This window comes from Pseudomonas folii (genome assembly GCF_014357575.1).
Taxonomy (GTDB): domain Bacteria; phylum Pseudomonadota; class Gammaproteobacteria; order Pseudomonadales; family Pseudomonadaceae; genus Aquipseudomonas; species Aquipseudomonas folii.
Genome location: NZ_JACONW010000003.1, coordinates 1 through 24675, shown reverse-complemented (window position 1 = coordinate 24675; position 24675 = coordinate 1). Strand labels below are relative to the sequence as shown.

The window sequence follows — 24675 nt, the reverse complement described above, 5'->3', positions numbered from 1 at the left end:
TCGAATCGCGAGCAAGCTCACTCCTACAGGGGACGTGTTTGCTGCGCGACAGCGCAGTGCCGGGGACACCGGGACGGCTCCTGCAGATCTGCGTATTAATTCAGCAGTAGCTGGTCATGGCGTCGCCGTCAGTTCATTGAGCGTGTGTTCTGTGGCAATAGGCGACCTGAATCTTGCTGCGTCCCGGGCCGGTGGCAGACCAAATAGCCGGGCATACTCTCGATTGAACTGGGACGCGCTTTCATAGCCCACGGTGTAGGCAATGGACGTAGCGTCCAGCGTATCGAACAGCAGCAACCACCGAGCCCTCAACAAGCGCAGGCGCTTCTGATATTGAATAGGCGTCATTGCTGTGACCGATTTGAAATGCCGATAGAAGGCGGCAACGCTCATGTCTGACATGCGCGCGAGCGGCTCGACGCGAAAAGGCTCAGTGTAGTGCTCGCGAATCCACTGAGTGACACGGCGGATCTGTGTCATACGCCCATCCGGACGGGCAACGTCCCGGAGAATGCCGCCCAGAGTACCCTGCAAGGCACGGAACAAAATCTCGCGTTCGATCATCGGTGCCAGCACCGCGGCCTCATGCGGTTTATCCATAAGCCGCATCATTCGTACCCATGCATCAATCATTTCATCCGGCGCGAGCACGCCCTGGAAGCATGAGTTCTGCGGCGCCCTCGGCATCTTGCCCTCGTCCATCAGCAACGTAGCAATCACATCGGCGTCCAGGGTCAGGCTGACGGCCAGATAGGGTTGATCAGCTGCACTGGCGTGAATCTGGCCCGTCGCGGGCACGTCAACAGGCACCAGAAAGTAACTCCCAGCGCTGTACCGAGAAACTTCTTCCCCTATCGATAACGTCTTTGTGCCCTGAAGCACCAGATGCAACATCGGCTGATAGACCTGATCGGCGCAGGCCTCGGCACGGACCATGGCTACACGAGGCAAACCGGTGTCCGTCCATTTATCATGGGCGCGCATCACGATGCGGCGCAGTTCTGTCATTGGCTTTTCCATGGCCTACCGTGAGCTACATCCCTGTTCATAGCAAGCCAGCCGAGAAGATCAGGCAAGTATGTGCGAATAACCGACAAACGTTAGTTCGCTCGTTGGCCGAATACTGACGGCACACGGTTCGTTGCACTCCCGTTGTTCGCAACCCGACAGCAACGAAGCCTCATGTCAGTCAACTTCAAAAGGTCACGTTATGAAACTCGAAGGAAAAATCGCGGTTGTCACGGGGGCGTCGAAAGGTATAGGTGCCGGGATCGCCAAGGCACTCGCTGCCCAGGGCGCAACCGTCATCGTCAATTACGCTTCCAGCCAGGTCGATGCTGATGCAGTAGTGACTCATATCACAGCCCAGGGCGGCTCGGCCTTTGCCATACAAGCAGACATGAGCCACGGGCCTGATGTTGTGCGCCTGTTTGCAGCGGTCGGTGAAAAGTATGGGACGCTGGATGTGCTGGTCAACAACGCTGGCGTTGCGGTGTTCCAGTTGATTGATGATCTGACTGAAGAAGCCTTTCATAAGCAGTTCAATCTCAATGTACTCGGCTACCTGCTCGCGGTACGAGAGGCCGTCAAGCTGATGGGCTCCGAAGCAAGCATCATCAATATCAGCTCAATCCTCAGCACCGACCCCTACCTGGCGTCGAGTGTGTACTCGGCGACCAAGGGGGCGGTCGACACGTTGAGTTTTGCACTGGCAAGGGAATTGGGGCCGCGTGGCATTCGCGTCAACTCGATCCTGCCGGGGCACACGAACACGCCTGCAACCGATGGGCATTTTGCGGGTGAATTGGGTGAGAAAATTCTGGCAGGCACGCCGTTGGGGCGTTTCGGTGAGCCAGAAGACATTGCGCCTTTGGCCGTGTTCCTGGCCTCCGCAGATTCGCATTGGGTAACAGGCGAATCCATCAGGGCTTCCGGTGGTGTGCGCGGTGTAGGTTATTAAGACGCCAGTTCAAAAGCGAGGTGCACGGCAACGTGCACCTCATGGTATCGCCAAGGCAAATGCCGGTTTGATTCAGATCGCAGGGCAGACCCTTGCTTCCTTGCGTTTGGTCACATGAGAAACCGTGAGCCATCCAGACGCGATTGCCAGTACCAATGCGCACGTTGACAGAATACCTCCCACCCAATTGGGCGCGGCATAACCAAACCCCAAGGCAATCACCCAGCCGCCGAGCCAGGCGCCAATTGCGTTCCCCAGGTTGAACAAGCCTATGTTCACGGAGGCGGCGAGATTGGGGGCCCCAGCCGCACGCGCCTTGTCCATCACCAGCCGCTGAATGGGCGACACGCTGGCGAAGCCGAAGCCCGCCATCAGCAATACACACAAGGCCGATGCCAAACGACTTTCCACCACGAAGAAAAACACGAACAGCACCAGCGCCTGTCCCGCCAGGGTGAAGTACAACAAGGGCATCAAGGCGCGATCCGCTAGCTTGCCACCGAGCAGGTTGCCGATGAACAGTCCCAGGCCAAATAGAAAAAGGATGCCCGTTACTCCATTGTCCGAGTATCCCGTTAACTCCGTCATCATTGGCGATATGTAGGTGATGGTCGTGAAGAACGCAGCGGGCCCGAGCACCGTAATGCCCATGGCAAGTAAAACGTGCACATTGACGAACGCTGAGAGCTCGCGGCGCAAACTCGGAACTTCATGCTGTTTGCCTTTAGGCACCAGCAACGCTACAGCCAGCATCGCCACTACACCTATCACGGTGATTGCCATGAACGTCGCCCGCCAGGAAACCATCTGTCCCAGCCAGGTGCCCGCTGGCGTGCCTATCAGGTTGGCGAGTGTCAGGCCGCTGAACATGAAGGCGATAGCACTGGTTCGGCGGTTGGGTGCCACCAGTTCCGATGCCAGAATTGATCCGATTCCGATAAACGCACCGTGTGTCAGCGAGGTGAGGACCCGACCGGTCAAGGCCCAGGCAAATGTAGGCGAAAGTGCCGTCAACAGGTTGCCGGCGATGAAGAACCCCATCAGCGATACCAGCATGGCTTTCTGCGGCACGCGGGCGCCAAGGATGATGAGCAAGGGTGCCCCTACGAACACTCCTAACGCATAGCTCGTCGCCATGTAGCCTGCGGCGGAAAAGGAAATGTCGAACTCGGCTGCAATCCCTGGCAATAGACCGGCGATGACAAACTCAGTGGTGCCAATGCCGAAGGTGGCAATGGCGAGTGCCCAAATGGCAGCAGGCATGAACAGTCCCTCTCGATTGAAGTGCGTGGTCGATGGGGGATGGTAGAGGTCTAGAGCATTCTTGGAAATTAGGTACTATATGGGGACATAGATACCTATTGGTAACCATAAGATGCCTGAAATTGTCGCTACACCGCTGGTGTTTGACGCCAGTTGCGCCCCACGCAGGGTCATGGGGTTGTTCACCGTAAAGTGGGTCAGCCTGGTGCTGCACGCACTGGATCGATGGCCGGGTGGACGTTGTCGTACCGGACAATTGCAACGGGCTTTGCCCGGCATCTCCAAGAAAATGCTCGTGCAAACGCTACGTGACGTAGAGGCGCGAGGATTGGTTGCGCGCCACGTGCACAGTGTCGTGCCGCCCAAGGTGGAATATGAGTTGACGCCGCTGGGCAAGACTTTCGCCGAGGCTGTCGAAATGCTCTACCGTTGGGGAGAAGAGCACCCACAGGAACTCGACGAACTGGAAGCTAATATGGCCAGTGCCCAAGCGATTCTTGAGTTGTCTGGTTTCGAGGACGCGGTGAAAGAGGACTGACGCCGATTCGACTACCGGGTCGCGAAAGGGCTAGATAGCTTCGCGGACCGGCTTTTCGTTGGTTAGGCATTCAGGGCTGCGTCAGCGTGCTAAGTCCGCGCAATCTGTTGTTCTTTGCCTCTGTTAGACTTCCACCCTTTACACGCAGAGTGGCATCCAATGAGCGCAAAGGTCCGTTTGACCCAATACAGCCACGGCGCCGGTTGCGGTTGCAAGATATCGCCTCAAGTGCTTGAGGTGATCCTCGCTGGCAGCGGCGCACAAAATCTCGATCCAAAGCTTTGGGTGGGTAATGCTTCGCGGGACGACGCGGCGGTCTACGCCATTGATGAAGAGCGCGGAGTCGTCTCAACTACCGATTTCTTCATGCCTATCGTCGACGACCCCTACGATTTTGGCCGTATTGCCGCCACCAACGCTATCAGCGATATCTATGCCATGGGTGGAGATCCAATCATGGCCATCGCCATTCTCGGCTGGCCGGTCAACGTGCTTGCTCCGGAAATCGCTCGCGAAGTGATTCGCGGTGGCCGTGCAGTTTGTGATGCTGCGGGCATCCCGCTGGCCGGTGGACACTCCATTGATGCGCCAGAGCCAATCTTCGGCCTGGCGGTCACGGGTCTGGTCGAAAAGCGTTTTATGAAACGTAACGACACCGCCACCGTGGGCTGTACGCTTTATCTGACCAAACCATTGGGGATCGGTGTGCTAACCACCGCCGAGAAACAAGGACTCCTGCGGGACGCCGACATTGGCGTGGCGCGCGACCAGATGTGCACGCTCAACACGATCGGCAGCCGCTTCGGCAAGCTTGCCGGGGTCACCGCGATGACTGATGTCACCGGTTTCGGCCTGCTGGGTCATTTGGTGGAAATGGCTGACGGCAGCCGATTGACCGCACGTATCGAGGCCAGCGCCGTGCCGCGCCTGGCCAGTGTCGATTATTACCTTGAGCAAGGATGCGTACCCGGGGGTACGTTGCGCAACTTTGACAGCTATGGGGGCCGCATTGGCAAATTGACCGATTGGCAAAAACATTTGCTATGCGACCCGCAAACCAGTGGCGGCCTGCTGGTCGCAGTAGCGCCAGAGGGCCAGGCGCAATTTCTGCAGACCGCCACCGATATGGGCCTGAGCTTGCGCCCCATAGGCACGCTGATCGAGCGCCAGGCTAACGCCGTTGAGGTGTTCTGATGCGGGACAACAGCGCCGACTTGCGCCATATTTTTTTAAACGATATCCCGCTGATGGACGTCCGCGCGCCCGTGGAGTTCGCTAAGGGGGCCTTTGGTCAGTCCATTAACCTGCCGCTGATGAACGATGCCGAGCGTGAGGCCGTCGGCACTGCCTATAAACAACAGGGTCAGCAAGTCGCCATCGACTTGGGGCATCAGTTGGTGTCCGGGGCTACCAAGGAAGCACGTATTGAGGCCTGGGCGGAGTTCGTCCGGTCTCAGCCGGAAGGCTATCTGTATTGCTTTCGCGGTGGCCTGCGGTCGCAGATCACCCAGCAGTGGCTGGAAGACATCGCCGGTGTTCCTTACCCGCGTGTGCTAGGCGGTTACAAGGCAATGCGCACCTTCCTTATCGACACCATCGAGTCCGCCGTTCAGGAGTGTGAACTGGTCGTGGTCGGGGGCTTGACCGGTTCCGGCAAGACTGAAGTGCTGGCGGGGTTGAGTAACGCCCTCGACCTCGAAGGTCACGCAAACCATCGCGGCTCCAGCTTCGGTAAACGTGTCAGTGCTCAGCCCGGGCAGATCGACTTTGAAAATGCTCTGGCTGTGGACATCCTGAAGAAACGCCATCGCGGTGCCGAACATTTCGTACTCGAGGACGAAGGTCGCGCGATTGGCAGCCGTGCGGTGCCTCTTTCGCTGTTTCGGCAGATGCAATCCGCGCCTCTGGTGTGGCTGCAGGACAGCGTCGAGAGCCGGGTCGAGCGGATCCTCAAGGATTACGTTATCGACCTGTGCGCAGATTTTGTCGCTGTCCATGGAGCGGAGGAAGGATTCAATGCGTTCGCCGAACGCCTGCGTCAGAGTCTGGCCAGCAATCTCAGGCGCCTGGGGGGAGAGCGCTACAATCGCCTGGCGGTGATTATGGACAGCGCCCTGCAGATCCAGCAGGCAACGGGACTGGTGGACGCTCATCGGCAATGGATCGAGCAATTGCTCAACGAATACTATGACCCCATGTACGCCTACCAGCGTGACAGCAAGTCCGAGCGTATAGAGTTTGCCGGTGACCAAGCCGCCGTCAGGGACTATTTACTGCAGCGCCGCCACGCGTGAACCCAGCGGCGCGTGCACCTTTCTAGAAGACCAGCGCCGCGATGACGCCGCTGATAATGCCCACCAGCATGGTCAGCAACGCGACGGCCACCAGCACCCGACGATCAAAGGATTTGCGCAGCATCAATAACGACGGCAGGCTGACGCTCGGCAGTGTCATCAATAGCGCTACTGCTGGAGCTGTCCCCAGGCCGAGCCCCATGAGGGCCTGCACGATAGGAATTTCTGCCGCAGTGGGGATCACAAATAAGGTGCCCACGACAGCCAGTGGTACCAGCCATAGCCAGCTATTGGTCATTGCTCCATCAACGTGAGGGAATAACCATACCCGTGCCGCTCCGAGGATCAGCACCGCCAGCACGTAGATCGGGATGGTGGTCCAGAACAACTGCCACATCGTGCGTAACCACTGCACCGGGAGACTGCGGGTATCTGCGGCAGTGGCCACCTCAACAGCATCCACAGCCGCTTTCGGCAGCGCTTCTGGTCGCGACATGCGCTGGGCGAGTAACGATGCACCGAGCACAAGTCCAACGCCGGCCACCAGACGCAGGGCGGTGAACTGCCAGCCGAGTACGAAGCCCATGAAGATCAAGGTGGCGGGGTTGAGTACCGGGTTCGCAATCCAGAACGCCAACGCCGCGCCCTCCGACACGTTCTGTCGCCGTAGCCCGGCCGCCACCGGAGCCGCACAGCAACTGCACATCATCCCCGGCAGAGCGAACAAGCTCCCCCGCAGCGTAGAGCCCAAGCCTGCTTTTCCAAACGCGCGCAGCAACCAGTCGCGGGGAATAAGCACCTGTACCAACGAGCCAAGGATGATCGCCAGAACGGCAGCCTTCCAGATCGCCAGAAAATACACTTGGGCATAAGTCAGCGCAGCCAACAAGGGCGACGTCAGATTATCGTTGAGGATCGAGCCGCCAATACTATGGGTATCGGCGGCGATGAACGACTTCAGGTAATAAGGTGACCACTTGACGTAGTACAGGCCGATGACGGCCACCAGCAGAAACACCGCCGGTTTGCACCAAAATGCCCAAGAGCGGGTTGTGGAGGGAGGAGACTGGCTAATCATTATAAAATCCGTGCGTAAGCGAACGTCTATGATACGTCAACCCTGACTGTCAGTTGGCAACAATGCCTGCCGCCAGGAAAGCAGGGATTGGCCCGGAGTGTGTAATCGCCGCTAACTAATACTTTCACTTACAGCCAATGGAGGGTTGAAACATGTACACGCTTTTCGGGACAGAGGGTTCCGGTTCGGCGGCTATCGAGATAGCGCTGAAATATTGCGGCGCCGATTACCGGTGGGTGGCAGCCAGCTCCTGGGAGGAGGGCAGTGGCCGGGATGAGCTGCGACGGATTAATCCGCTACTGCAAGTGCCTACTCTGGTTTTACCCGACGGCACCGTGCTGACCGAAAGCGCCGCGATATTGACCTGTCTCGGATTGGAGTTTCCTGCCTCAGGGCTGCTGTCCCTTAATCCGTCTGAGCGAGCCTTGCAACTGCGAAGTCTGGCGTACATCGCTGCCAACTGTTACGCCGCCATCGGCATTATCGATTATCCGGAGCGCTGGTTGCCCGCCGCAAATAAAGGCCAGTTGCAGCAATTGATCAGCGGCGCAAGGTCTCGCCTGTATGAGCACTGGGACACTTTCAGTGACGTGTTCGAACATACCGCGGCGTGGCAACCTGAAGAACCCGGTGCTGTCGAGATTCTCGCTTGCGTTGTGACGCGATGGGCCGACACCCGTGAACATCTGCGACTATCACGGCCGGGCTTTCATGCGGCGCTGTTGGATATTGATAGTCATGTAGCAACTGCGTTGGCGCGGCGGTGTTTCTGATTCCACAGGTTCTGCGCAATTCCAGGTATGGCGAGGCGACGTGGGACCGGCTTCAGCCGGGAAGAGGCCGTTGCAGCCGACACATGTGTATTGTCAGGAATATTCCCTTCCCGGCTAAAGCCGGTCCCACGTCGCATTCCACTTTGTAGGCGAACATAGAATCTCCCACAGGCGGATTTCAGGTGGCAGCGAGCCAAGGCTGAAGTTGCATAAGGTTGATATGTGCTGCATTGCTCGCCAGAATCGCGCCCCTGTCCGGTCATTGATGCTGGATGTCAGCGGTGAAAGGGGCTGCAGTTGAACGAACAGACATTGTCCAAGCGCCTGGAGCGCGTTGCGGCGCATGTGCCTGCGGGGGCGCGACTGGCCGATATCGGTTCGGATCACGGTTATCTGCCGGTCGCCTTGATGCGTCGTGGATCCATCGCCGCAGCGGTTGCAGGGGAGGTGGCATTGACGCCGTTTCTCTCGGCCGAACGCACGGTCCGCGAGAACGATCTGGATCAGTTGATCACCGTACGCATGGCCAATGGTCTGGCGGCGATCCAGCCGGAAGACGGGATTACGGCAATCAGCATCTGCGGCATGGGTGGCGAGACGATCCGCGACATTCTTGACGAAGGCAAAGCCCATTTGACTGGCGAAGAGCGTCTGATCCTGCAGCCCAACGGCGGTGAGCGGCCGCTGCGCCAGTGGTTGATGGAAAACGGTTATTGCATCCTCAGCGAGGAAGTCCTGCGGGAGAACCGGTTCGACTACGAAGTCATCGTTGCCGAGCGCGCCGGGCCTGTGGCCTACACCGCCGAGGAACTGTACTTCGGCCCCTTGCAGATGAAGGCACGCAGCCCGGCATTTCTGCTCAATTGGCGCCGCATGCTGCGCCATAAGCAGCAGACCTTGAACCACTTTGCCCGGGCGCGACAAGCGCTGCCCGAGGAGAAGCTGGAAGAGGCGGCGCGGCAGGTTCGGTGGATTACTGAGTTGCTGGCATGAGCATGCTCAGGGATTGGTGACCGAGGATATCTTTCGGTAACCACATGATCTGTAGGAGCCATCCCGGTGCCCCTGATACCACGCTGTCGCGCAGCACACATGGGGCCTGTAGGAGCGCACGAGCACCGCGAGGCCGCGATAGCGGTGTATCAGACAGGAAGCCATCGCTGCCTCGCTGTGCTCGTGAGCTCCTACAGAGACCAGACAGAGTAACGGCCGGTCAGAAGCTATACTTCGCCGTCAGCATCATGTTGCGCGGAGTGCCATAGCTATCGCCGCCGTATTCGGTTGAAGTAGCGATGGACGAATAGTATTTGCGGTCGAAGACGTTGTTGACGTTGAGCTGCAGGTCCAGGTTTTGATTAACCTGATAGCCGGCCATCAGGTCGGTGATGGCGTAGCTGCCCTGTTCCAGGCGATAGTTGCCACCGTCGGCCAATTCGATGTCGTTGTACATCCTGCTCTGCCAGGAGACGTTGCCACCGATGCGCAATTTTTCCAATGAGCCCTGGAAGTGGTAGCTGGTGGTCAGTTTGAACAGGTGCTCGGGGATGTCGGTGTCGAATTGTCTGTTTACCTTCTCAGGGTTCGCGTCGTCCTTGATGGTGTGCGTCCGAGCGTAGGTATAACCGCCTCCAACCTGCCAGTTTTCGGTCAGCGCACCTTGCAGTTCGAAGTCGATACCCTCGCTGCGAATCTCACCGGAGGCCACTGAGCAGGATGATTGCGGACAGTTCTGCACGCCCACCTCCACTGCACGATTTTCCTGATCTACACGAAACAGGGCCATGCTCGCATTTAGCGCCCCATCGAAGTATTCGCCCTTGATACCGATCTCGTAGTTCTTGCCCACGATCGGCTTGAGCGGAGTTCCGGAGGTATCTTTGGCGCTCTGTGGTGTGAAGATATCGCTATAGCTGACGTATACCGAGTGGTGGTCGTCCAGGTCGTAGATCAGACCCGCGTAGCGCGTTACATTTCGGGTGACTTTGTAGTCACCGTCGCCATCACGGTTGTCGTAGTCATACCAGTCCAGACGACCGCCAAGGATCAGCTTCAGTGGGTCGGCCAGGTTCAGGCGGGTGGTCATGTATAAACCGTCCTGAGTGGTGACCTCGCGCGTCGTTGTGGTGTGGACGAAATTCGGCTTCCCGGCGTTGATCGGCCAGAAGGCGAAGTTGTAAGGGTTGTAGTCCTGATTCGTCATGTCGTAGATGCGCTTGCTGGCACCCACTACCAGTTCATGTGTCCGTCCGAATGCTTCAAACGGACCACTGGCGAAAGCGTCCAGACCTGCCTGGTTTTCATCGTTGACGGCTTGATAGACGGTCCGTGTCAGCGTTCTCGCCGGAGCCCAGCGCGATTGGTAGGAACCGGAGAACAATGCGTTCTGTTCGGCATAGTTGGCATTGATCTGAAGCTTCCAGTCATTGGCCAGACGATGACGCAGTTCGGCAAAAATAGTGTTGGTCTCCTGATCCTTGTCCTCCCATTTTGTGCCGGGGTTGTAAGAGCGCGGCAAGTCCAGGTGATGGCCATTTTGGCCGATAAGAGAGGAGCCCCAGAAATAGTTTGTCTTGTCCTTCTGGTGGGATAGCCCAAGGGTCAGGGTGGTATCGTCGTTCAGATCTGCTTCGGTGACGGCATAGAACAGTCCGTGATCCTCTTCTGCACCATCAATAAAGCTGTTGGAGTCTCGGTAAGACGTAACTATCCTGCCGCGCAAGGTCCCGTTTTCGTTGAGCGGACTGGAGGCGTCCAGTTCTCCACGATAGTCGTCCCAAGTACCTGCGGCTCCCGTCAGAGTAACTTTCTGCTCCGCCAATGGCCGTTTACGGATGAGGTTGATAGCCGCCGACGGGTTACCTGCACCCGTGACCAGACCAGTTGCGCCGCGTACGACTTCTACCCTGTCGAACATTGCCAGGTTAGGTTGGACACCGACCGATACGCCGTTGTAGCCGCTGGGTATGCCGTCGTACATCAGGTTGTCGATATCGAAACCACGGGACATATAAGACTGCCGACCGGGGCCATTGGAATAGTTGAGAAACAACCCTGGTGCGGCTTTGACCACATCATTGATGCTGGTCATGGCCTGATCGTCCATGCGCTGACGGGTGATGACGGTGACCGCCTGAGGTGTTTCTCGCATGGTCAGCGGTAGCTTGGTCGCTGTAGACATCGCTCCGGTGGTGTACGAACTGGTTCCTTCTGTGGTGCTACCCAGTTGCAGCTGTGTCGCGTTGATTTCACTGGCGCCCAGTTCCACGGTAGTCGGGACGGGTTTCGCTTTTGCATCGCTGCTGTCATCGGCCATTGCCGGAGTGATTGTGGCCATACAGATGGCCATGGCTAATAGATTGCGTGACGGACTGAAGCTGCGCAGCGGGGTAGAGCGGGACATGAATCGCTTCCTGACCAAATAGAAAAAGTAGCGCTTATGAGAATCGTTGCTATTTATTTTGTCAGGGTTTGCGTTGCCATAAAAGTCCGATGTGAAAAATATGTGAAAACCGTTATTGCCAATGGCACGTGGTAAGCCGTCATTCAGCAATTAAATTCAGGGCACTCCGCGACGACGCGGTAGTCTTTTCTAGACATCCCACTCCACCAGCGGAGCTTTCATGATCACCGTCCATCACCTCAACAACTCGCGGTCCCAGCGGATTCTATGGCTGCTCGAAGAACTCGACCTGCCATACGAAATCAAGCGATATGAGCGCGATCCGAAAACCAACCTCGCGCCACCTGAGCTCAAGGCCATTAACGCGCTGGGTAAATCCCCGGTGATAGAAGATGGTCCCCACGTGATCATCGAGTCCGGCGCTATTGTCGATTACCTGATCCGCCGCCATGGCGAGGGTCGTCTGCAGCCGGACCCGGCAACCGCTACTTACGATGAATACGTGCAATGGCTGCACTTTGCTGAAGGTTCGGCGATGCTGCCGTTGATGCTCAATTTGTACGTAGGTCGCCTGGGTGAGGCCGGTTCGCCGCTGCATCCGCGTATTGAATCGGAAGTGGCCAATTATCTGGGCTATCTGAACGATGCCCTGGGTCTGACCCCGTTTCTGGTGGGTGAAGAATTGACCGGTGCGGATATCCAGATGAGCTTCATCGGCGAGTTTGCCAAGGCGCAGGGCAAGTTGCAGCCGTACCCGAATGTGGCGGCGTGGGTACAACGTTTCCAGGAAAGGCCTGCGTATCGCAAGGCGCTGGAGCAGGGCGGTGAATATGTGTTTGCAAAGTAACCGTCAAGTTGCTGGCTGACTTAGAGCCGGTCGGTCAAGTGTGGGTTGATCACGGAGCTGGATGCATGATCAACCCCCGCTCTCGCAGCAATCTGTCAGCCTTCGGAAGGCGCGCCGACTTCCTGATCAGGTTCAGCGTCAAGCTTCAGCCGGTCAGCCTTGCTGATGTATTTAGGCTTTTTGGGTGCCAGTTTGGCACTGGCCTTTTTGGCTTTTGCCTTGAATAGCTGCTGTAGTTTTTTCTGGCGGTTCATGTTTCTGCTCAGCGTGTGATTCTTGAATGATTCGCCCTGAATGCTAAAAGCGATTCCATTGGCGCTGTAGCTGTATCGCGCTGACCATGATCCTCTATCTGGCGCAAAGCCGCCATCCGGCGCGTGGAACGATATACTCCGCGCCTTCAAACCGTGGCCGGAATAAGCTCATGCGACAGGTTTTACTCATCGTTGATATCCAGTCTACATTCAGTCCGCCCGAGTGGCTGGTCGATGGTGCGCGGGCGTTATCAGCGAGGATTTTCACAATCGCGTCCGTCGAACTCCATGATGAACAGGTCACTCCGTTTGATCGACAGCTCGGTTGGCACCCAGCCGCTGAGGACGAGAGCCTGATCGAGGCCGACAAGGTGTTTGTAAAGCATGGTTACGGGCAAACAGCTGAAACGATCGAGTTCATCAAACAGCTCGGTGTTGAACGGGTGCTGGTCTGTGGCATGCAGACCGAAACCTGCGTGCTCGCCGCAGGCTTTGCACTCTTCGATGCGGGGCTGACCCCTACGTTGATTACTGACCTGACAGTGGGTTCATCGCTGGACAGGTCCGGTCAATCAGGGATCAATCTCTGGAAGCATCACTTTCGCCAGGTCACTACGCGCGCCGAAGTGATTGCCGAGCTGGATGTTCGAGTTTGAAGCTATGGGTAATCAGCTCACGAATACTGGGCTTGAACCGGTGAGAAGACGGGCTCAAACAGATCGCTGATTAACCCGTTGTGAGAGTGTTTCGGCGCTCTCCTTGCGCTCCGAATAGCGGTCGACCAGATACGTTTCCCGTCCCCTGATCATCAGCGTGAACTTCATCAGCTCCTCCATCACGTCGACGACGCGATCATAGTAGGCGGATGGCTTCATACGCCCTGCGTCGTCAAACTCAAGAAAAGCCTTGGGGACGGAAGATTGGTTAGGGATGGTGATCATCCGCATCCAGCGCCCGAGTATCCGCAGTTGATTGACCGTGTTAAACGACTGTGAGCCGCCGCAGACCTGCATCACGGCGAGGGTTTTCCCCTGGCTCGGTCTTACAGCCCCCATCGTCAGAGGAATCCAGTCGATTTGGGCTTTGAACACCGAAGACATTGCCCCGTGGCGTTCCGGCGAACACCAGACTTGCCCCTCAGACCACAGCACCAAATCCCGCAGTTCCTTGACCTTCGGATGGTCTTCTGGGGCGTCATCGGGCAGCGGCAGGCCTGACGGGTCAAAGATGACGGCGTCGGCTCCCATCAGCATCAGAATGCGCGCAGCTTCCTGCGTCAGTAACCTGCTGAAGGAGCGTTCACGGGTGGAGCCGTACAGCAACAAGATACGAGGCTTGTGGGTCGGCTGGTCGCTACTCTGGAGCCGTTCGACGGTCGGGACATCGATCAGCGCCAGATCCAGATTGGGCAGGTCCGGATGACTCTGCGAGGCACGTTCGTCCATTACAGTTCACCTATACGATCTAGCTCGCGCTTGAGTTCCACCGGGGTGAGCGCGGAATGATCCAGTTTAAAAAAAGCCTCAAAACGTTTTCTGATCTGGGCGACTGTTGCGTCAAACGCCGCCTGTATTTCGCTGTCTGTGCCTATCACATCTGACGGATCGGCAAGGCCCCAGTGGCTTTTGATCGCTGGCCCGAAGAAGACCGGGCAAGGCTCGCCTCCTGCCTTGTCACACACGGTGATCACGATATCCGGTGATGCGTCAGAAAAAACCTCAAAGCCTTTGCTGTAGAGGGCCGAGGTATCGATACCCAACCCTTGCAGCGTGCTCAACGCACGAGGATTCAGTTGTCCGCTGGGGAAACTCCCCGAACTGACCGCCGTAAAACCTTCTGGCGCCATCTGGTTAAACAAGCCTTCCGAGAGAACGCTCCGACAACTGTTCGCCGTACACATGAATAGCACTTTCATTGATTGCTCCTAGACAGGGATGCTCAGCCGCATAGCTAGCGCCGCCAGTGTGATCAGCAAGATGGGAAGGGTCAGGATGCTGCCGACTTTGAAGTAATAGCCCCACGTGATACGGATATTTTTCTGCGCCAGAACGTGAAGCCACAACAGTGTGGCCAGGCTTCCGATAGGCGTGATCTTCGGGCCGAGATCGCAACCGATGACGTTGGCGTAGATCATTGCTTCGCGCACCAGTCCTGTGGCCTCGCTGCCCTGGATCGACAGGGCACCAATGAGCACGCTCGGCATGTTGTTCATGATCGACGACAGCAGCGCCGCGATGAGGCCGGTGCCCAGGGTCGCGGCCCACACACCCTGCTCGGCAAACAGGTTCAACAGGGCCGAGAGGGAGTTGGTCAGCCCCGCATTGCGAAGGCCATAGACCACCAGATACATCCCCAGAGAGAACACGACGATTTGCCAAGGCGCATGCTTGATGACCTTTCTCGTGGAGATGATGTGGCCTCTGCCCGCGATCACCAGAAGGATCACTGCACACGCTGCAGCGACGGCACTGATGGGAATGCCCAGAGGCTCCAGCGCGAACAGACCAATCAGCAGCAGGCCGAGCACCCACCAGCCTGCCAGGAACGTCGCCCTGTCACGAATAGCGGCCTCAGGGATCTCAAGTTGATCGGCGTCGTACCGGGCGGGGATGTCCTTTCGATAAAACAGCCAGAGCATGAGCAGGGTGGCCGCGACTGCGACGAGATTCACCGGCCACATGATTGACGCGTACTCACCGAAACCCACGGCAAAAAAGTCAGCGGAGACAATGTTTACCAGATTGGAGACCACCATGGGCAGGCTGGCTGTATCGGCAATGAACCCTGCGGCCATCACGAATGCCAGGGTGGACGCGGGGCTGAAGCGCAACGCCGTCAGCATCGCGATTACGATAGGGGTCAGGATGAGTGCTGCGCCATCGTTGGCAAACAGGGCAGAGACCGCCGCACCAAGCAGAATCATCAGTGCAAACAGGCGGCTGCCTTTGCCGCCACCCCATCGCGCAACGTGAAGCGCTGCCCATTTGAAGAAGCCCGCTTCATCGAGTAACAGACTGATGATGATCACGGCAATGAAGGTCGCGGTGGCATTCCAGACGATGCTCCACACGGAGGGCACATCCTCCAGACTGACGACCCCCGTCAGTAATGCGAGAAGGGCACCCGCTGCCGCGCTCCAGCCAACGCCCAGGCCTCTGGGCTGCCAGATTACGAGCAAGAGCGTAAATATAAAAATCGATGCAGCAATGAGCATTGGTTTCGTTCCAGATCAGAGGGTCAGCAGCAGGAAGCGGTGCGCACGGGCCTGCCTTCCATGGACGCCAGCCGTCCCTGATGGTCTTGAACCCAACCCGGGTGCGCCTCTGTTGTCACTTTCAAAACATCCAGTGCCCACCGCTCAAGCTCCGGATGCAGCCGGTAGTAAACCCACTGACCTTGCCTGCGATCTGCCAGTAATCCACAGGCGCGTAGTTGTGCGAGGTGGCGGGAAACTTTCGATTGGTTGTCGTCCAGCGCCCAGATCAACTCGCACACACAGAGCTCACCTTCTGCGCAAAGCATGAGCATGATCCGGGCGCGGGTTTCGTCTCCCAGGCATTTGAAGAGTGTGTGAGGCGCAATATTCATAGTGATCAATGCTTATTTGGAGATTCGAATATCCAGATATAATCATGCTTGATCTTATTTCACAAACTATGTAATCCGGCGCGACTGTTGATGACCTGATTCGCCGGTATGGCGATGGCTGCTTTCACTTGAAACGCAGATACGGTGTCTTTCACACCTTACTGTCACGTAACGAACACGTGACCTGCAGGAGCGCGCGAGCACCGAGAGTTAGTGATCATGTACCTGAATAATCCTGCTTCAACTGCCTTTCGATGGGTACGGTTCTGGCGCTGATTTCATCACCTGTATGCCGTGTCGTGACCGTTTCAATCAGCATGATTCCGCACTCATCTTCAGCCACTGGGTTATGCCTGACCTGCTTGGGGATGATGCAGAACTCACCCGGCCCGAGGATGACGTCGCGGTCCTCCAGCTGAATTTTCAGGGTCCCATAGACCACCATGAACATCTCGTCTTCGTCTGCATGGGCATGCCACATCAATTCGCCTTTCAGCTTCGCAACCTTGATGTACTGGTCGTTAACCTGGCCGATGACCTGCGGAGACCAGTAGTCGCTGACTTGGGCCAGGGCTGATTCGATGTTGATGGTATTACCGCTTGGGATCATGGTTCTGACTCCGGTGAGGGAGCGTCAATTTACGTCGGTGAGATGACTGGCCATATCGAATGTTTATAATGGGGGCATTAATTTTTGTAATGGCCCCCATGTCCAGACTTCGCACTATCGATCTCACTCTGATCCGTACGTTTGTTGTAGTTGCCGATACAGGCAGCATCAGCGCAGCAGCGCGACAACTGCACCTTACCCAAGGCGGGATCAGCCAGCAGATCAAACGCCTTGAGAGCTTTTTCAATTGCACGTTGCTGGTGCGTGATCCTGGTGGAACACAACTAACAGAACGAGGGACAGACTTTCTGCCCAAAGCCAGGCGCCTACTTGATCACAGCGACAGCCTATACCTGGACATGACCGGGATGGTCGGCACCCGAAGCGTGCGGGTTGGTGTGCCTTACGACATGGCCGGGGCGCATTTTGCACCCATCCTCAAAAGCTACGCCCATAGCCATCCGGACGTAGAGGTCACAATCGTGACGGGCTCGTCCATCGATCTGATGAATGATTTCGCGAAGGGCCTTGTTGACCTTACTTTGCGTCAGTGTCCTGCAAGCGAAGGTGTCGGGGAGCGGCTTTATATAGACCCATTGGTATGGTTGAGCACCTCGGATGAGTTGCTGTGCCAACGGCCTTTACCGTTATGCTTCGTGACGCCAACCTGTACGTTTCGAAAAACCGTGTTTGCATTGCTGATGGAATCGCACATCAGTTGGCGCGTTGTATTCGAAAATGCTTCGGTCGACACCACGTTATCAACTGTTCGCAGCGGTCTGGCCCTGACACCGTGGCTACGCTCGCTGGTGCCCGATGGCCTTGAGGAGATTGGAGTAGAGTCCGGATTGCCCATGCTGCCAGAGTTCGCAATCGAGCTTTACGTCTCGCCGAATGCGAGTCGCGGTGCGTTGGAAATGGGGGAGGCGATTCGCCAACATTACCGTTAGAGGGCGCTTTACAGGCTGCCTCAGAGGGTAAAGCGGGGGCTGCTAAGCCTTATGAGCAAGCCCCAAAAGACCTTCAAGCCTGGAGATAGACAACATGGGTATGGGTGTATTCATACAAGCCATGCTTGCCATCGGCACCGCCCACGCCGGACTTTCTGACGCCGGCATGGAAGCCCTGCATGGCCTCGAAGTTCTCTCGATTGATATAGGTTTCACCGAAGTCGATTTCGCGGATGGCGTACATGGCTTTGCTCAGGTCCCGGGTATACAGCGATGACGTCAGGCCGTATTCGCAGTCATTGGCCAGGGCGATGGCTTCATCAAGATCGTCGACAATCTGGATGGGCAGCACCGGGCCGAATATCTCTTTGCGCATGATCTCCATGTTGGCGCTGCAGCCGGTCAGTACCGTTGGCTGGAAGTGGAAGCCCTGGCCGAGATCGGCGATGTTGCCGCCAGTGATCAGGTTGGCGCCTTGTGCCTGGGCTTTTTTGACTTTGGCGGCGACGCTTTCCAGGCCTTGTCGGTTGATCAGCGGGCCCATTTCTACCGAGCTGTCGGCCATTGGATCGCCGTAAAGCGTCGCGGCCATGGCGGCGCTGATCCGGTCGATGAATTCATCAGCAACACCGCGCTCAACGTACACCCGCTCAGCGCAGTTGCACACTTGGCCGGTGTTGATGATCCGCGAGTCGCGAATGGCTTTGACGGCCAGTTCCAGATCGGCATCGGCCAGGACGATGGCGGGGGCTTTGCCGCCCAGCTCAAGGTTGAGTTTGGTGATGTTGGGGGCCGCGGCGCTCATGATTCGTGCGCCGGTTTCGACGCTGCCGGTGAAGCTGATCATGTCCACTTGCTGATGTGAGGTCAGTGCCGCTCCGACTCGGCCATCGCCGCAGACCACGTTGAACACGCCCGCAGGGAGGTCGGTTTCCGCGACAAGACGGGCAAACTCAAAGCAGTTGTTGGGTGTTTCTTCGCTTGGCTTGATCACGATGGTATTGCCCGTAACCAATGCGGGAGCCATCTTGCGGGCGATCAGGAAAAACGGGAAGTTCCACGGCAAGATGCCCGCTACGACGCCCAGCGGTTTGCGAAACATGAAGATGTTCTCGCCAGGACGATCACTGGTGATGATTTCACCTTCAATGCGCCGTGCCCACTCGGCCATATAGTCGAGGTAGTCCGCGGTAAAGTTGACCTCCACTTCGGCCAACCCATAGATCTTGCCTTGCTCCAGGGTAATAGTGCGGGCGAGGTGGGCGACGTTTTCACGCAGTTTGCTGGCGATCTTGCGCAGATAACCTGCGCGCTCGTTGGCCGGACGTTTTGCCCATGCGGACTGGGCCGAGCGTGCCGCGGCCAGCGCATGATCCACTTGGTCGGCATCCGAGGCCGGGACTCTGGCAAGCACGGCGCCAGTTGCCGGGTTGAGCACGTCAAAGTGCTCGGCACTCTGGACGAATTCGCCGTTTATATAGTTTTCGTAAACCGGTACTGAAGACATGTTCGGGCTCCTTTGCAATCAATAGGTGCGTGAGGCCGGGCGTTGTTCGGAGGTGTCGCGATAGCGCGCCAGATTGCTGAGTGCGGCCTGGCGCATCAGGCTGATGTCGATAGCCACTGCGATGAACTGACAGCCCCAGCTCTGATAGCGGCGGGCATCCTCTTCGGCCGGAGCCAGAATCCCACTGACCTTGCCGGCGGCGAGGGTGGCATCAATGGCATGGCGGATTTTTTCCTGTACTTCGGGGTGTGATGGATTGCCGATATGGCCTAGCCCGGTGGACAGGTCAGCGGGGCCGATGAACACCGCATCTACGCCTTCCACTGCAGCGATTTCAGCGACGTTATCGACGCCTGCTCGCGACTCGACCTGCACGATCAGACAAAGCTCTTCATGGGCCGTATTGATGTAGTCCGGCACGCCATCCCAGCGAGTAGCACGGGTCAAACCGCCTCCGACGCCACGAATGCCATGGGGCGGATAACGGGTGGCTTGCACCAGAGCACGGGCCTGCTCAGCGGTTTCGACCATGGGGATCATCAGGGTCTGGGTGCCGATATCCAGCAACTGTTTGATCAGCACCGGGTCGTGACTGACGGCACGCACGATGGGCGCTGTGGAGTAGGGCGCGACTGCCTGTAATTGGGCAAGTATCGAAGGCACGGTATTGGGCGCGTGCTCACCGTCGATCAGCATCCAGTCATAGCCGAAGCTGGCGGTGATTTCAGCGCCGTATCCCGTGGCAAATCCTGCCCAGATACCGTATTGCGGCTCACCTTTGGCCAAGGCAGCCTTGAAGCCGTTGCGTGGCATTTTCATCGTGGACTCCTGTCGAGCCAAACCCGACATCCAGGGTTAACTGATTCAGTGCTGGTAAGGGCGGTGCAGTTGGCATTCAGGGTTCAGCGTGACGCCAAAGCCTGGTTGGTCGAGCTTCGAAATCCGCATGCGACCGTTTTCCGGTACCGGTTCGCCCAGCAGTTGCGGGTGAAACATAGGCACAACTTCATCCGCTTTGGGCGCCATCATCAGGAATTCGGCGAACGGACTGTTGGTGCGGGTGGCAACAAAGTGATAGCTGTAAACGGACGAGCCGTGGGGTACGACCATCGCGCTGTGAGCGTCGGCCAGTGCCGAAATCTTGATCAGCTCAGTGATACCACCACACCAGCCAACGTCTGGCTGAATGATGTCGCAGCAACCCATTTCCAGCAGCATCCGGAAGCCCCAGCGTGTTGCTTCATGTTCGCCGGTGGTGACCAGCATGCCGGGTGGAACAGCTTTTTTGAGCGCGGCGTAGCCCCAGTAATCGTCAGGTGACAGGGCTTCTTCGATCCATTTCAGACCAAACTCGTGGGCACCCTGAGCCAGACGTGTAGCGTAGTTGAGGTCCAGGCTCATCCAGCAATCGAGCATCAGCCAGAAGTCTTTGCCGACGCGTTCACGCATGACGGCCAGCGCCTCGAGATTTTTGCGCAGGCCTTCTTCGCCCTCGGCCGGGCCGTGATGCAGGGGCAGCTTGCCGCCGATAAAACCCATCTTTTGCGCAAGGTCCGGGCGGGCGCCGGTGGCATAGAACTGTAGTTCGTCACGCACTGCACCGCCGAGCAACTGGTGCACGGGTTCTTTGCGCACCTTACCCAGCAAGTCCCAGAGCGCCAGGTCAATGCCGGAAATCGTGTTGATCACCAAGCCTTTGCGCCCGTAATACTGGGAGGAGAAGTACATCTGATCCCAGATACGCTCGATGTCAGTGACCTTCGCGCCTTCGACAAAACGCGCCAGGTGTTTCTCGACGATATAGGCCGCCGGTTCGCCGCCAGTGGTCACGGCAAAACCGATATTGCCTTCCGAGTCCTCGACCTCAACAACGAGAGTACCGAGAACATTGATACCAAAACTGCGACGGCTCTGACGGTACTCCGGGTATTTGCTCATCGGTGTAGCAATGTGGTCGTCGATCCAGTGACCGTCGCCCTGATCGTGATAGTCAGCGCCACCGCCGCGCAGGACAAAGGCGCGAACATGTTTGATGGTTGGAATGGCCATGATGTAATTCCTCCTGGTCAGACTTGAAAGGTCGGTTGCTTACGAGGGACAGCCTGACTTGGCGGGCGAATGCCCATGATCAGGGCTGCTGCAATGAGTGTGGTAAAGGCCAGCACGTACAAGCCTGCTGCCGGAGAGTGGAAGGAGGCTTCCGCCCAGTTCTTCAGGATGGGCGCAATGAACCCGCCCAGTGCGCCGAAAGAGTTGATCAGCGCGATGGCACCGGCTGCGGCGGCACCTGCCAGGAAGCTACCGGGGAACGTCCAGAACACCGGCTGTACCGCGATGAAACCCGAGGCGGCGAAGCACAGGGCGAGGATGCCGAGCAGCGGACTGGAGAAGGTCACCGAGGCAGCGATTCCCAGTCCCGAAACCACGAGAGTCAACGCGGCAACCGTACGGCGCTGGCCGGTACGATCGGCAATGCCGGGGATTTTCCACGCGGCCAGCAAGGCACATATCCATGGAACGGCGCTGACCAGACCAACCATCAAGCCGACCTTGGTGCCCAGCAAGCCTGCAACCTGGCTCGGCAGGTAGAACACCACGCCGTAAACGCTGGCCTGAATCAGCAGATAGATCAGGCACAAATACAGGACCGCAGGCTGACAAAGGATTTTCAGCAGGCTGCCATGGGACTGCTTTTGGCTGTCCTCGGCATCCAGCACGGCTTGTAGCTGGCTGCGTTCTTGAGGGGTAAGCCATTTGGCGTCAGCAGGGCGGTTGTCGAGATAGAAATAGGCCCAGACACCGACCACGCTGGCCATCAATCCTTCGACCGCGAACAGCCACTGCCAGCCGTGGGTGCCCATGAAACCGTCCAGTTCAAGCAACAAGCCAGACAACGGGCTGCCGAAGATAAAGGCCAGTGGTGCACCGAAATAGAAGAAACCCATGGCCTTGCCCCGTGATGCACTGGGGAACCAGTAGGTGAGGTACAGAATCACGCCCGGAAAGAAACCGGCCTCAGCCACGCCGAGTAGAAAGCGCAGGATGTAGAACGTGGTTTCGTTGTGAGCGAACATCATGGCGGCGGAGACAAGACCCCAGGTCACCATGATCCGGCACATCCAGAGGCGAGCGCCGACCTTGTGCATGATCAGGTTGCTGGGCACTTCCAGCAACGCGTAACCGGCGAAGAAAACGCCTGCACCAAACGCAAAGGCGGCATCGCTGATGCCGGTGTCCGCCTGGAATGCCTGCTTGGCAAAACCGACGTTGGCACGATCAAGAAACGCCATGATGTACATCAGCAACAGAAACGGCAGCAGCCGCCAGGAGACCTTGCGCAGTAAAGTCGCGGGTAGAGTGTTCACGTCAGTTTCCTTTTTGGAATTATTTGACTGCGTAAATTTTCAAAGCAGGTGAAGGGGCGCGTTGTGCCTCAACAGCATGCAGGTGAAGAGCTGGCTTGCGGAGCGAGACGGCTGTAAGCGAGGGGCAAAAAGAGGGCAGCAGAGCGTTTCATTGTATTCACCTCGGTGGGTGTTGTTTTCTTGTGCTGAGGACTCTACTGCTTGACTGGGATGCGTGACTAATCGAATTAAGCTTATAGTCGATACCTTAAAGTTATCGATTGCTGAGGGCTGCATGAGTGTTGATCGGTCTCCCCACCACCTGTTTGGCCGACTGCGTTACAAGCATCTGCAGATGTTGGTGGTGCTCGGCTCCAGCCTCAATCTGCACCGCGCGTCATTGAGCATGAGCATGTCTCAACCGGCGGCAACCCGCATGCTTCAGGAAATTGAAGACATGTTCGGCTGCGAGCTGTTCGAGCGGTTGCCACGGGGCATGCGCCCGACCGCGTTGGGCCGTGAGCTATTGCGTTTTGCCGAGGCAGCATTGAGTGGTCTGGATCGTTGCGCCGCCGATATTGCCGTGCGCAAGCAGGGTGGTTACGGGTATTTGTCCATTGGCACCATCATGGGCGCGGCGCCGGATCTGGTGATGAACGCCGTCGCCGAAATCAAAGGGCTTAATCCGCAACTGCGCATCCGGATCATGGGCGATACCAGCGATCAGGTGGTCCAGTTGCTCGAACAGGGCCGTGTCGACATCGCGGTCACCCGTCGCAACCTCATCACCGATCGTGAGCAATACGAGTTCGAGCCCTTAGGCAACGAGCGGCTGATTGCCGTGGTGCACAGCGGGCATCCATTGGCCCGGCGGCGCAAACTGGAATGGGCAGAACTGGTCAGGGACTGGCCGTGGATCCTGCAACCCGAAACCAGCCCGGCCCGCATCGCTATCGAGCAGGCGCTGCAGAAGCTTGAACTGCCGATACCGGCCGATATCATCGAGTGCAGTTCGGTGTATTCCATGCAGCAATTGGTGCAACTGACCGACGCCCTGATGGTGCTGTCGGAGTCGGCCATGCGGGACTATCTGAAGATGGGCCTGGTCAAGGCGCTGCCGGTCACGCTGGATGCGCAGATGGCTCCGTTCGGCTTGCTACGCCGTAAAGGCGAACCGGTCAGTCGCGAGCTGCAGCACTTCATTGATTTGCTGCGTAAACGGGCGCGCGAGACGTCGTGATGCGGCATTAAATTTGAAACGCATTTCCTGAATGACCGCATCAAGCCTTCTCGCCAACAAGTTGCCTCCTACCTGACTCGGTGCCAATCGGTAGGAGCGAACTCGTTCGCGAGACGATAGACCTGAATGACCGCATCAAGCCTTCTCGCCAACAAGTTGCCTCCTACCTGACTCGGCGCCAATCGGTAGGAGCGAACTTGTTCGCGAGACAATAGACCTGAATGACCGCATCAAGCCTTCTCGCCAACAAGTTGCCTCCTACCTGACTCGGCGCCAATGGGTAGGAGCGAACTTGTTCGCGAAACGATTGACCTGAATGACCGCATCAAGCCTTCTCGCCAACAAGTTGCCTCCTACCTGACTCGGCGCCAATCGGTAGGAGCGAACTTGTTCGCGAAACGATAGACCTGAATGACCGCATCAAGCCTTCTCGCCAACAAGTTGCCTCCTGCCTGACTCGGTGCCAATCGGTAGGAGCGAACTTGTTCGCGAGACGATAGACCTGAATGACCGCATCAAGCCTTCTCGCCAACAAGTTGCCTCCTACCTGACTCGGTGCCAATCGGTAGGAGCGAACTTGTTCGCGAGACGATAGACCTGAATGACCGCATCAAGCCTTCTCGCCAACAAGTTGCCTCCTACCTGACTCGGCGCCAATCGGTAGGAGCGAACTTGTTCGCGAGACGATAGACCTGAATGACCGCATCAAGCCTTCTCGCCAACAAGTTGCCTCCTAGCTGACTCGGTGCCAATCGGTAGGAGCGAACTTGTTCGCGAGACGATAGACCTGAATGACCGCATCAAGCCTTCTCGCCAACAAGTTGCCTCCTACCTGACTCGGCGCCAATCGGTAGGAGCGAACTTGTTCGCGAAACGATTGACCTGAATGACCGCATCAGGCCTTCTCGCCAACAAGTTGCCTCCTACCTGACTCGGTACCAATCGGTAGGAGCGAACTTGTTCGCGAGACGATAGACCTGAATGACCGCATCAAGCCTTCTCGCCAACAAGTTGCCTCCTACCTGACTC

24 protein-coding genes are annotated in these 24675 nt (G+C 57.3%); 10 read left to right on the top strand and 14 right to left on the bottom strand.

Annotation, left to right across the window (positions count from 1 at the left end; translation table 11 throughout):
- Positions 1 to 114: 114 nt before the first annotated feature.
- The gene (locus tag H8S59_RS01330) at positions 115 to 1008 is read right to left on the bottom strand and encodes an AraC family transcriptional regulator (protein WP_187520205.1); all 894 of its coding nucleotides are present in this window, start codon (positions 1006 to 1008) and stop codon (positions 115 to 117) included.
- Between the two features lie 202 nt (positions 1009 to 1210).
- Here H8S59_RS01330 and H8S59_RS01325 point away from each other — a divergent pair, with 202 nt between their 5' ends.
- Positions 1211 to 1960 (top strand): SDR family NAD(P)-dependent oxidoreductase, encoded by a 750-nt coding sequence (locus H8S59_RS01325; RefSeq protein WP_187520204.1) that lies wholly within the window; start codon positions 1211 to 1213, stop codon positions 1958 to 1960.
- A 72-nt stretch (positions 1961 to 2032) separates the two neighbouring features.
- On the opposite strand, the gene H8S59_RS01320 is transcribed toward H8S59_RS01325, so the two are convergent.
- A complete protein-coding gene (locus H8S59_RS01320) occupies positions 2033 to 3223 on the bottom strand; it encodes an MFS transporter (protein ID WP_095100790.1) in 1191 nt (396 codons plus the stop codon).
- A 112-nt stretch (positions 3224 to 3335) separates the two neighbouring features.
- On the opposite strand from H8S59_RS01320, the gene H8S59_RS01315 reads away from it, so the two are divergent.
- The 3 genes from H8S59_RS01315 to mnmH all read left to right on the top strand — a co-directional run bounded on the left by H8S59_RS01315 (position 3336) and on the right by mnmH (position 6055).
- A complete protein-coding gene (locus H8S59_RS01315) occupies positions 3336 to 3761 on the top strand; it encodes a winged helix-turn-helix transcriptional regulator (protein WP_187520203.1) in 426 nt (141 codons plus the stop codon).
- Positions 3762 to 3920: 159 nt separating this feature from the next.
- The gene (gene selD, locus H8S59_RS01310; RefSeq protein ID WP_187520202.1) at positions 3921 to 4955 is read left to right on the top strand and encodes a selenide, water dikinase SelD; all 1035 of its coding nucleotides are present in this window, start codon (positions 3921 to 3923) and stop codon (positions 4953 to 4955) included.
- Positions 4955 to 6055, top strand: a complete 1101-nt coding sequence (gene mnmH / locus H8S59_RS01305; protein WP_187520201.1) for a tRNA 2-selenouridine(34) synthase MnmH — start codon at positions 4955 to 4957, stop codon at positions 6053 to 6055. The genes selD and mnmH overlap by 1 nt, the downstream gene beginning before the upstream one ends.
- Before the next feature lie 22 nt (positions 6056 to 6077).
- Here mnmH and H8S59_RS01300 read toward each other — a convergent pair whose 3' ends face one another.
- A complete protein-coding gene (locus H8S59_RS01300; RefSeq protein ID WP_187520200.1) occupies positions 6078 to 7133 on the bottom strand; it encodes a permease in 1056 nt (351 codons plus the stop codon).
- Between the two features lie 152 nt (positions 7134 to 7285).
- Here H8S59_RS01300 and H8S59_RS01295 point away from each other — a divergent pair, with 152 nt between their 5' ends.
- Both H8S59_RS01295 and H8S59_RS01290 read left to right on the top strand, forming a co-directional pair.
- Positions 7286 to 7906: a glutathione S-transferase family protein gene (locus H8S59_RS01295; RefSeq protein ID WP_187520199.1), complete on the top strand. Its 621-nt coding sequence runs from the start codon at positions 7286 to 7288 to the stop codon at positions 7904 to 7906.
- 297 nt (positions 7907 to 8203) lie between these two features.
- Positions 8204 to 8899: a tRNA (adenine(22)-N(1))-methyltransferase gene (locus tag H8S59_RS01290; RefSeq protein ID WP_246474989.1), complete on the top strand. Its 696-nt coding sequence runs from the start codon at positions 8204 to 8206 to the stop codon at positions 8897 to 8899.
- Between the two features lie 220 nt (positions 8900 to 9119).
- On the opposite strand, the gene H8S59_RS01285 is transcribed toward H8S59_RS01290, so the two are convergent.
- The gene (locus tag H8S59_RS01285) at positions 9120 to 11306 is read right to left on the bottom strand and encodes a TonB-dependent siderophore receptor (protein WP_187520198.1); all 2187 of its coding nucleotides are present in this window, start codon (positions 11304 to 11306) and stop codon (positions 9120 to 9122) included.
- A gap of 220 nt (positions 11307 to 11526) precedes the next feature.
- On the opposite strand from H8S59_RS01285, the gene H8S59_RS01280 reads away from it, so the two are divergent.
- Positions 11527 to 12153 carry a glutathione S-transferase family protein gene (locus H8S59_RS01280; protein WP_095100774.1) on the top strand — a complete coding sequence of 209 codons (627 nt, stop codon included), beginning with the start codon at positions 11527 to 11529 and terminating at the stop codon, positions 12151 to 12153.
- A gap of 95 nt (positions 12154 to 12248) precedes the next feature.
- Here the strand turns inward: H8S59_RS01280 and H8S59_RS01275 are convergent, their stop codons facing one another.
- Entirely contained in the window at positions 12249 to 12407 is a 159-nt protein-coding gene (locus tag H8S59_RS01275; protein ID WP_187520197.1) for a DUF2986 domain-containing protein, read from the bottom strand.
- 170 nt (positions 12408 to 12577) lie between these two features.
- On the opposite strand from H8S59_RS01275, the gene H8S59_RS01270 reads away from it, so the two are divergent.
- Complete coding sequence (locus H8S59_RS01270) at positions 12578 to 13063, top strand: isochorismatase family protein (protein ID WP_187520264.1); 486 nt, start codon at positions 12578 to 12580, stop codon at positions 13061 to 13063.
- A 54-nt stretch (positions 13064 to 13117) separates the two neighbouring features.
- Here H8S59_RS01270 and arsH read toward each other — a convergent pair whose 3' ends face one another.
- The 5 genes from arsH to H8S59_RS01245 form a co-directional block, all read right to left on the bottom strand.
- Positions 13118 to 13852 (bottom strand): arsenical resistance protein ArsH, encoded by a 735-nt coding sequence (arsH, locus tag H8S59_RS01265; RefSeq protein WP_187520196.1) that lies wholly within the window; start codon positions 13850 to 13852, stop codon positions 13118 to 13120.
- A complete protein-coding gene (locus H8S59_RS01260) occupies positions 13852 to 14322 on the bottom strand; it encodes an arsenate reductase ArsC (RefSeq protein ID WP_187520195.1) in 471 nt (156 codons plus the stop codon). The genes arsH and H8S59_RS01260 overlap by 1 nt, the downstream gene beginning before the upstream one ends.
- Positions 14323 to 14331: 9 nt before the next feature.
- The gene (locus tag H8S59_RS01255) at positions 14332 to 15621 is read right to left on the bottom strand and encodes an arsenic transporter (protein ID WP_187520194.1); all 1290 of its coding nucleotides are present in this window, start codon (positions 15619 to 15621) and stop codon (positions 14332 to 14334) included.
- 23 nt (positions 15622 to 15644) lie between these two features.
- Positions 15645 to 15995, bottom strand: coding sequence for a metalloregulator ArsR/SmtB family transcription factor (locus H8S59_RS01250; RefSeq protein WP_187520193.1), 351 nt, complete (start codon positions 15993 to 15995; stop codon positions 15645 to 15647).
- A gap of 217 nt (positions 15996 to 16212) precedes the next feature.
- Complete coding sequence (locus tag H8S59_RS01245; protein ID WP_187520192.1) at positions 16213 to 16605, bottom strand: cupin domain-containing protein; 393 nt, start codon at positions 16603 to 16605, stop codon at positions 16213 to 16215.
- 98 nt (positions 16606 to 16703) lie between these two features.
- Between H8S59_RS01245 and H8S59_RS01240 the strand changes: the two genes are divergently transcribed.
- Complete coding sequence (locus H8S59_RS01240) at positions 16704 to 17555, top strand: LysR family transcriptional regulator (protein ID WP_187520191.1); 852 nt, start codon at positions 16704 to 16706, stop codon at positions 17553 to 17555.
- A 73-nt stretch (positions 17556 to 17628) separates the two neighbouring features.
- Here the strand turns inward: H8S59_RS01240 and aldA are convergent, their stop codons facing one another.
- Genes aldA through H8S59_RS01220 form a run of 4 tightly spaced genes read right to left on the bottom strand, consistent with a single transcriptional unit; the run spans position 17629 to position 22427 of the window.
- Entirely contained in the window at positions 17629 to 19062 is a 1434-nt protein-coding gene (gene aldA / locus H8S59_RS01235; protein WP_187520190.1) for an aldehyde dehydrogenase, read from the bottom strand.
- Between the two features lie 18 nt (positions 19063 to 19080).
- Positions 19081 to 19881, bottom strand: a complete 801-nt coding sequence (locus tag H8S59_RS01230; RefSeq protein ID WP_187520189.1) for an HpcH/HpaI aldolase family protein — start codon at positions 19879 to 19881, stop codon at positions 19081 to 19083.
- Between the two features lie 45 nt (positions 19882 to 19926).
- A complete protein-coding gene (gene rhmD / locus H8S59_RS01225; protein WP_095100761.1) occupies positions 19927 to 21111 on the bottom strand; it encodes an L-rhamnonate dehydratase in 1185 nt (394 codons plus the stop codon).
- A gap of 17 nt (positions 21112 to 21128) precedes the next feature.
- Complete coding sequence (locus H8S59_RS01220; RefSeq protein WP_187520188.1) at positions 21129 to 22427, bottom strand: MFS transporter; 1299 nt, start codon at positions 22425 to 22427, stop codon at positions 21129 to 21131.
- A 274-nt stretch (positions 22428 to 22701) separates the two neighbouring features.
- Here H8S59_RS01220 and H8S59_RS01215 point away from each other — a divergent pair, with 274 nt between their 5' ends.
- On the top strand, positions 22702 to 23646 hold the full coding sequence (locus tag H8S59_RS01215) for a LysR family transcriptional regulator (protein WP_095100757.1): 945 nt from the start codon (positions 22702 to 22704) through the stop codon (positions 23644 to 23646).
- Positions 23647 to 24675: the final 1029 nt, after the last annotated feature.

Bases quoted from the DNA above. Each gene is read 5' to 3' on its own strand.
- H8S59_RS01330 (WP_187520205.1), bottom strand. From the start codon at position 1,008: ATGACAGAACTGCGCCGCATCGTGATGCGCGCCCATGATAAATGGACG.
- H8S59_RS01325 (WP_187520204.1), top strand. From the start codon at position 1,211: ATGAAACTCGAAGGAAAAATCGCGGTTGTCACGGGGGCGTCGAAAGGT.
- H8S59_RS01320 (WP_095100790.1), bottom strand. From the start codon at position 3,223: ATGCCTGCTGCCATTTGGGCACTCGCCATTGCCACCTTCGGCATTGGC.
- H8S59_RS01315 (WP_187520203.1), top strand. From the start codon at position 3,336: ATGCCTGAAATTGTCGCTACACCGCTGGTGTTTGACGCCAGTTGCGCC.
- selD (WP_187520202.1), top strand. From the start codon at position 3,921: ATGAGCGCAAAGGTCCGTTTGACCCAATACAGCCACGGCGCCGGTTGC.
- mnmH (WP_187520201.1), top strand. From the start codon at position 4,955: ATGCGGGACAACAGCGCCGACTTGCGCCATATTTTTTTAAACGATATC.
- H8S59_RS01300 (WP_187520200.1), bottom strand. From the start codon at position 7,133: ATGATTAGCCAGTCTCCTCCCTCCACAACCCGCTCTTGGGCATTTTGG.
- H8S59_RS01295 (WP_187520199.1), top strand. From the start codon at position 7,286: ATGTACACGCTTTTCGGGACAGAGGGTTCCGGTTCGGCGGCTATCGAG.
- H8S59_RS01285 (WP_187520198.1), bottom strand. From the start codon at position 11,306: ATGTCCCGCTCTACCCCGCTGCGCAGCTTCAGTCCGTCACGCAATCTA.
- H8S59_RS01280 (WP_095100774.1), top strand. From the start codon at position 11,527: ATGATCACCGTCCATCACCTCAACAACTCGCGGTCCCAGCGGATTCTA.
- H8S59_RS01275 (WP_187520197.1), bottom strand. From the start codon at position 12,407: ATGAACCGCCAGAAAAAACTACAGCAGCTATTCAAGGCAAAAGCCAAA.
- H8S59_RS01270 (WP_187520264.1), top strand. From the start codon at position 12,578: ATGCGACAGGTTTTACTCATCGTTGATATCCAGTCTACATTCAGTCCG.
- arsH (WP_187520196.1), bottom strand. From the start codon at position 13,852: ATGGACGAACGTGCCTCGCAGAGTCATCCGGACCTGCCCAATCTGGAT.
- H8S59_RS01260 (WP_187520195.1), bottom strand. From the start codon at position 14,322: ATGAAAGTGCTATTCATGTGTACGGCGAACAGTTGTCGGAGCGTTCTC.
- H8S59_RS01255 (WP_187520194.1), bottom strand. From the start codon at position 15,621: ATGCTCATTGCTGCATCGATTTTTATATTTACGCTCTTGCTCGTAATC.
- H8S59_RS01250 (WP_187520193.1), bottom strand. From the start codon at position 15,995: ATGAATATTGCGCCTCACACACTCTTCAAATGCCTGGGAGACGAAACC.
- H8S59_RS01245 (WP_187520192.1), bottom strand. From the start codon at position 16,605: ATGATCCCAAGCGGTAATACCATCAACATCGAATCAGCCCTGGCCCAA.
- H8S59_RS01240 (WP_187520191.1), top strand. From the start codon at position 16,704: ATGTCCAGACTTCGCACTATCGATCTCACTCTGATCCGTACGTTTGTT.
- aldA (WP_187520190.1), bottom strand. From the start codon at position 19,062: ATGTCTTCAGTACCGGTTTACGAAAACTATATAAACGGCGAATTCGTC.
- H8S59_RS01230 (WP_187520189.1), bottom strand. From the start codon at position 19,881: ATGAAAATGCCACGCAACGGCTTCAAGGCTGCCTTGGCCAAAGGTGAG.
- rhmD (WP_095100761.1), bottom strand. From the start codon at position 21,111: ATGGCCATTCCAACCATCAAACATGTTCGCGCCTTTGTCCTGCGCGGC.
- H8S59_RS01215 (WP_095100757.1), top strand. From the start codon at position 22,702: ATGAGTGTTGATCGGTCTCCCCACCACCTGTTTGGCCGACTGCGTTAC.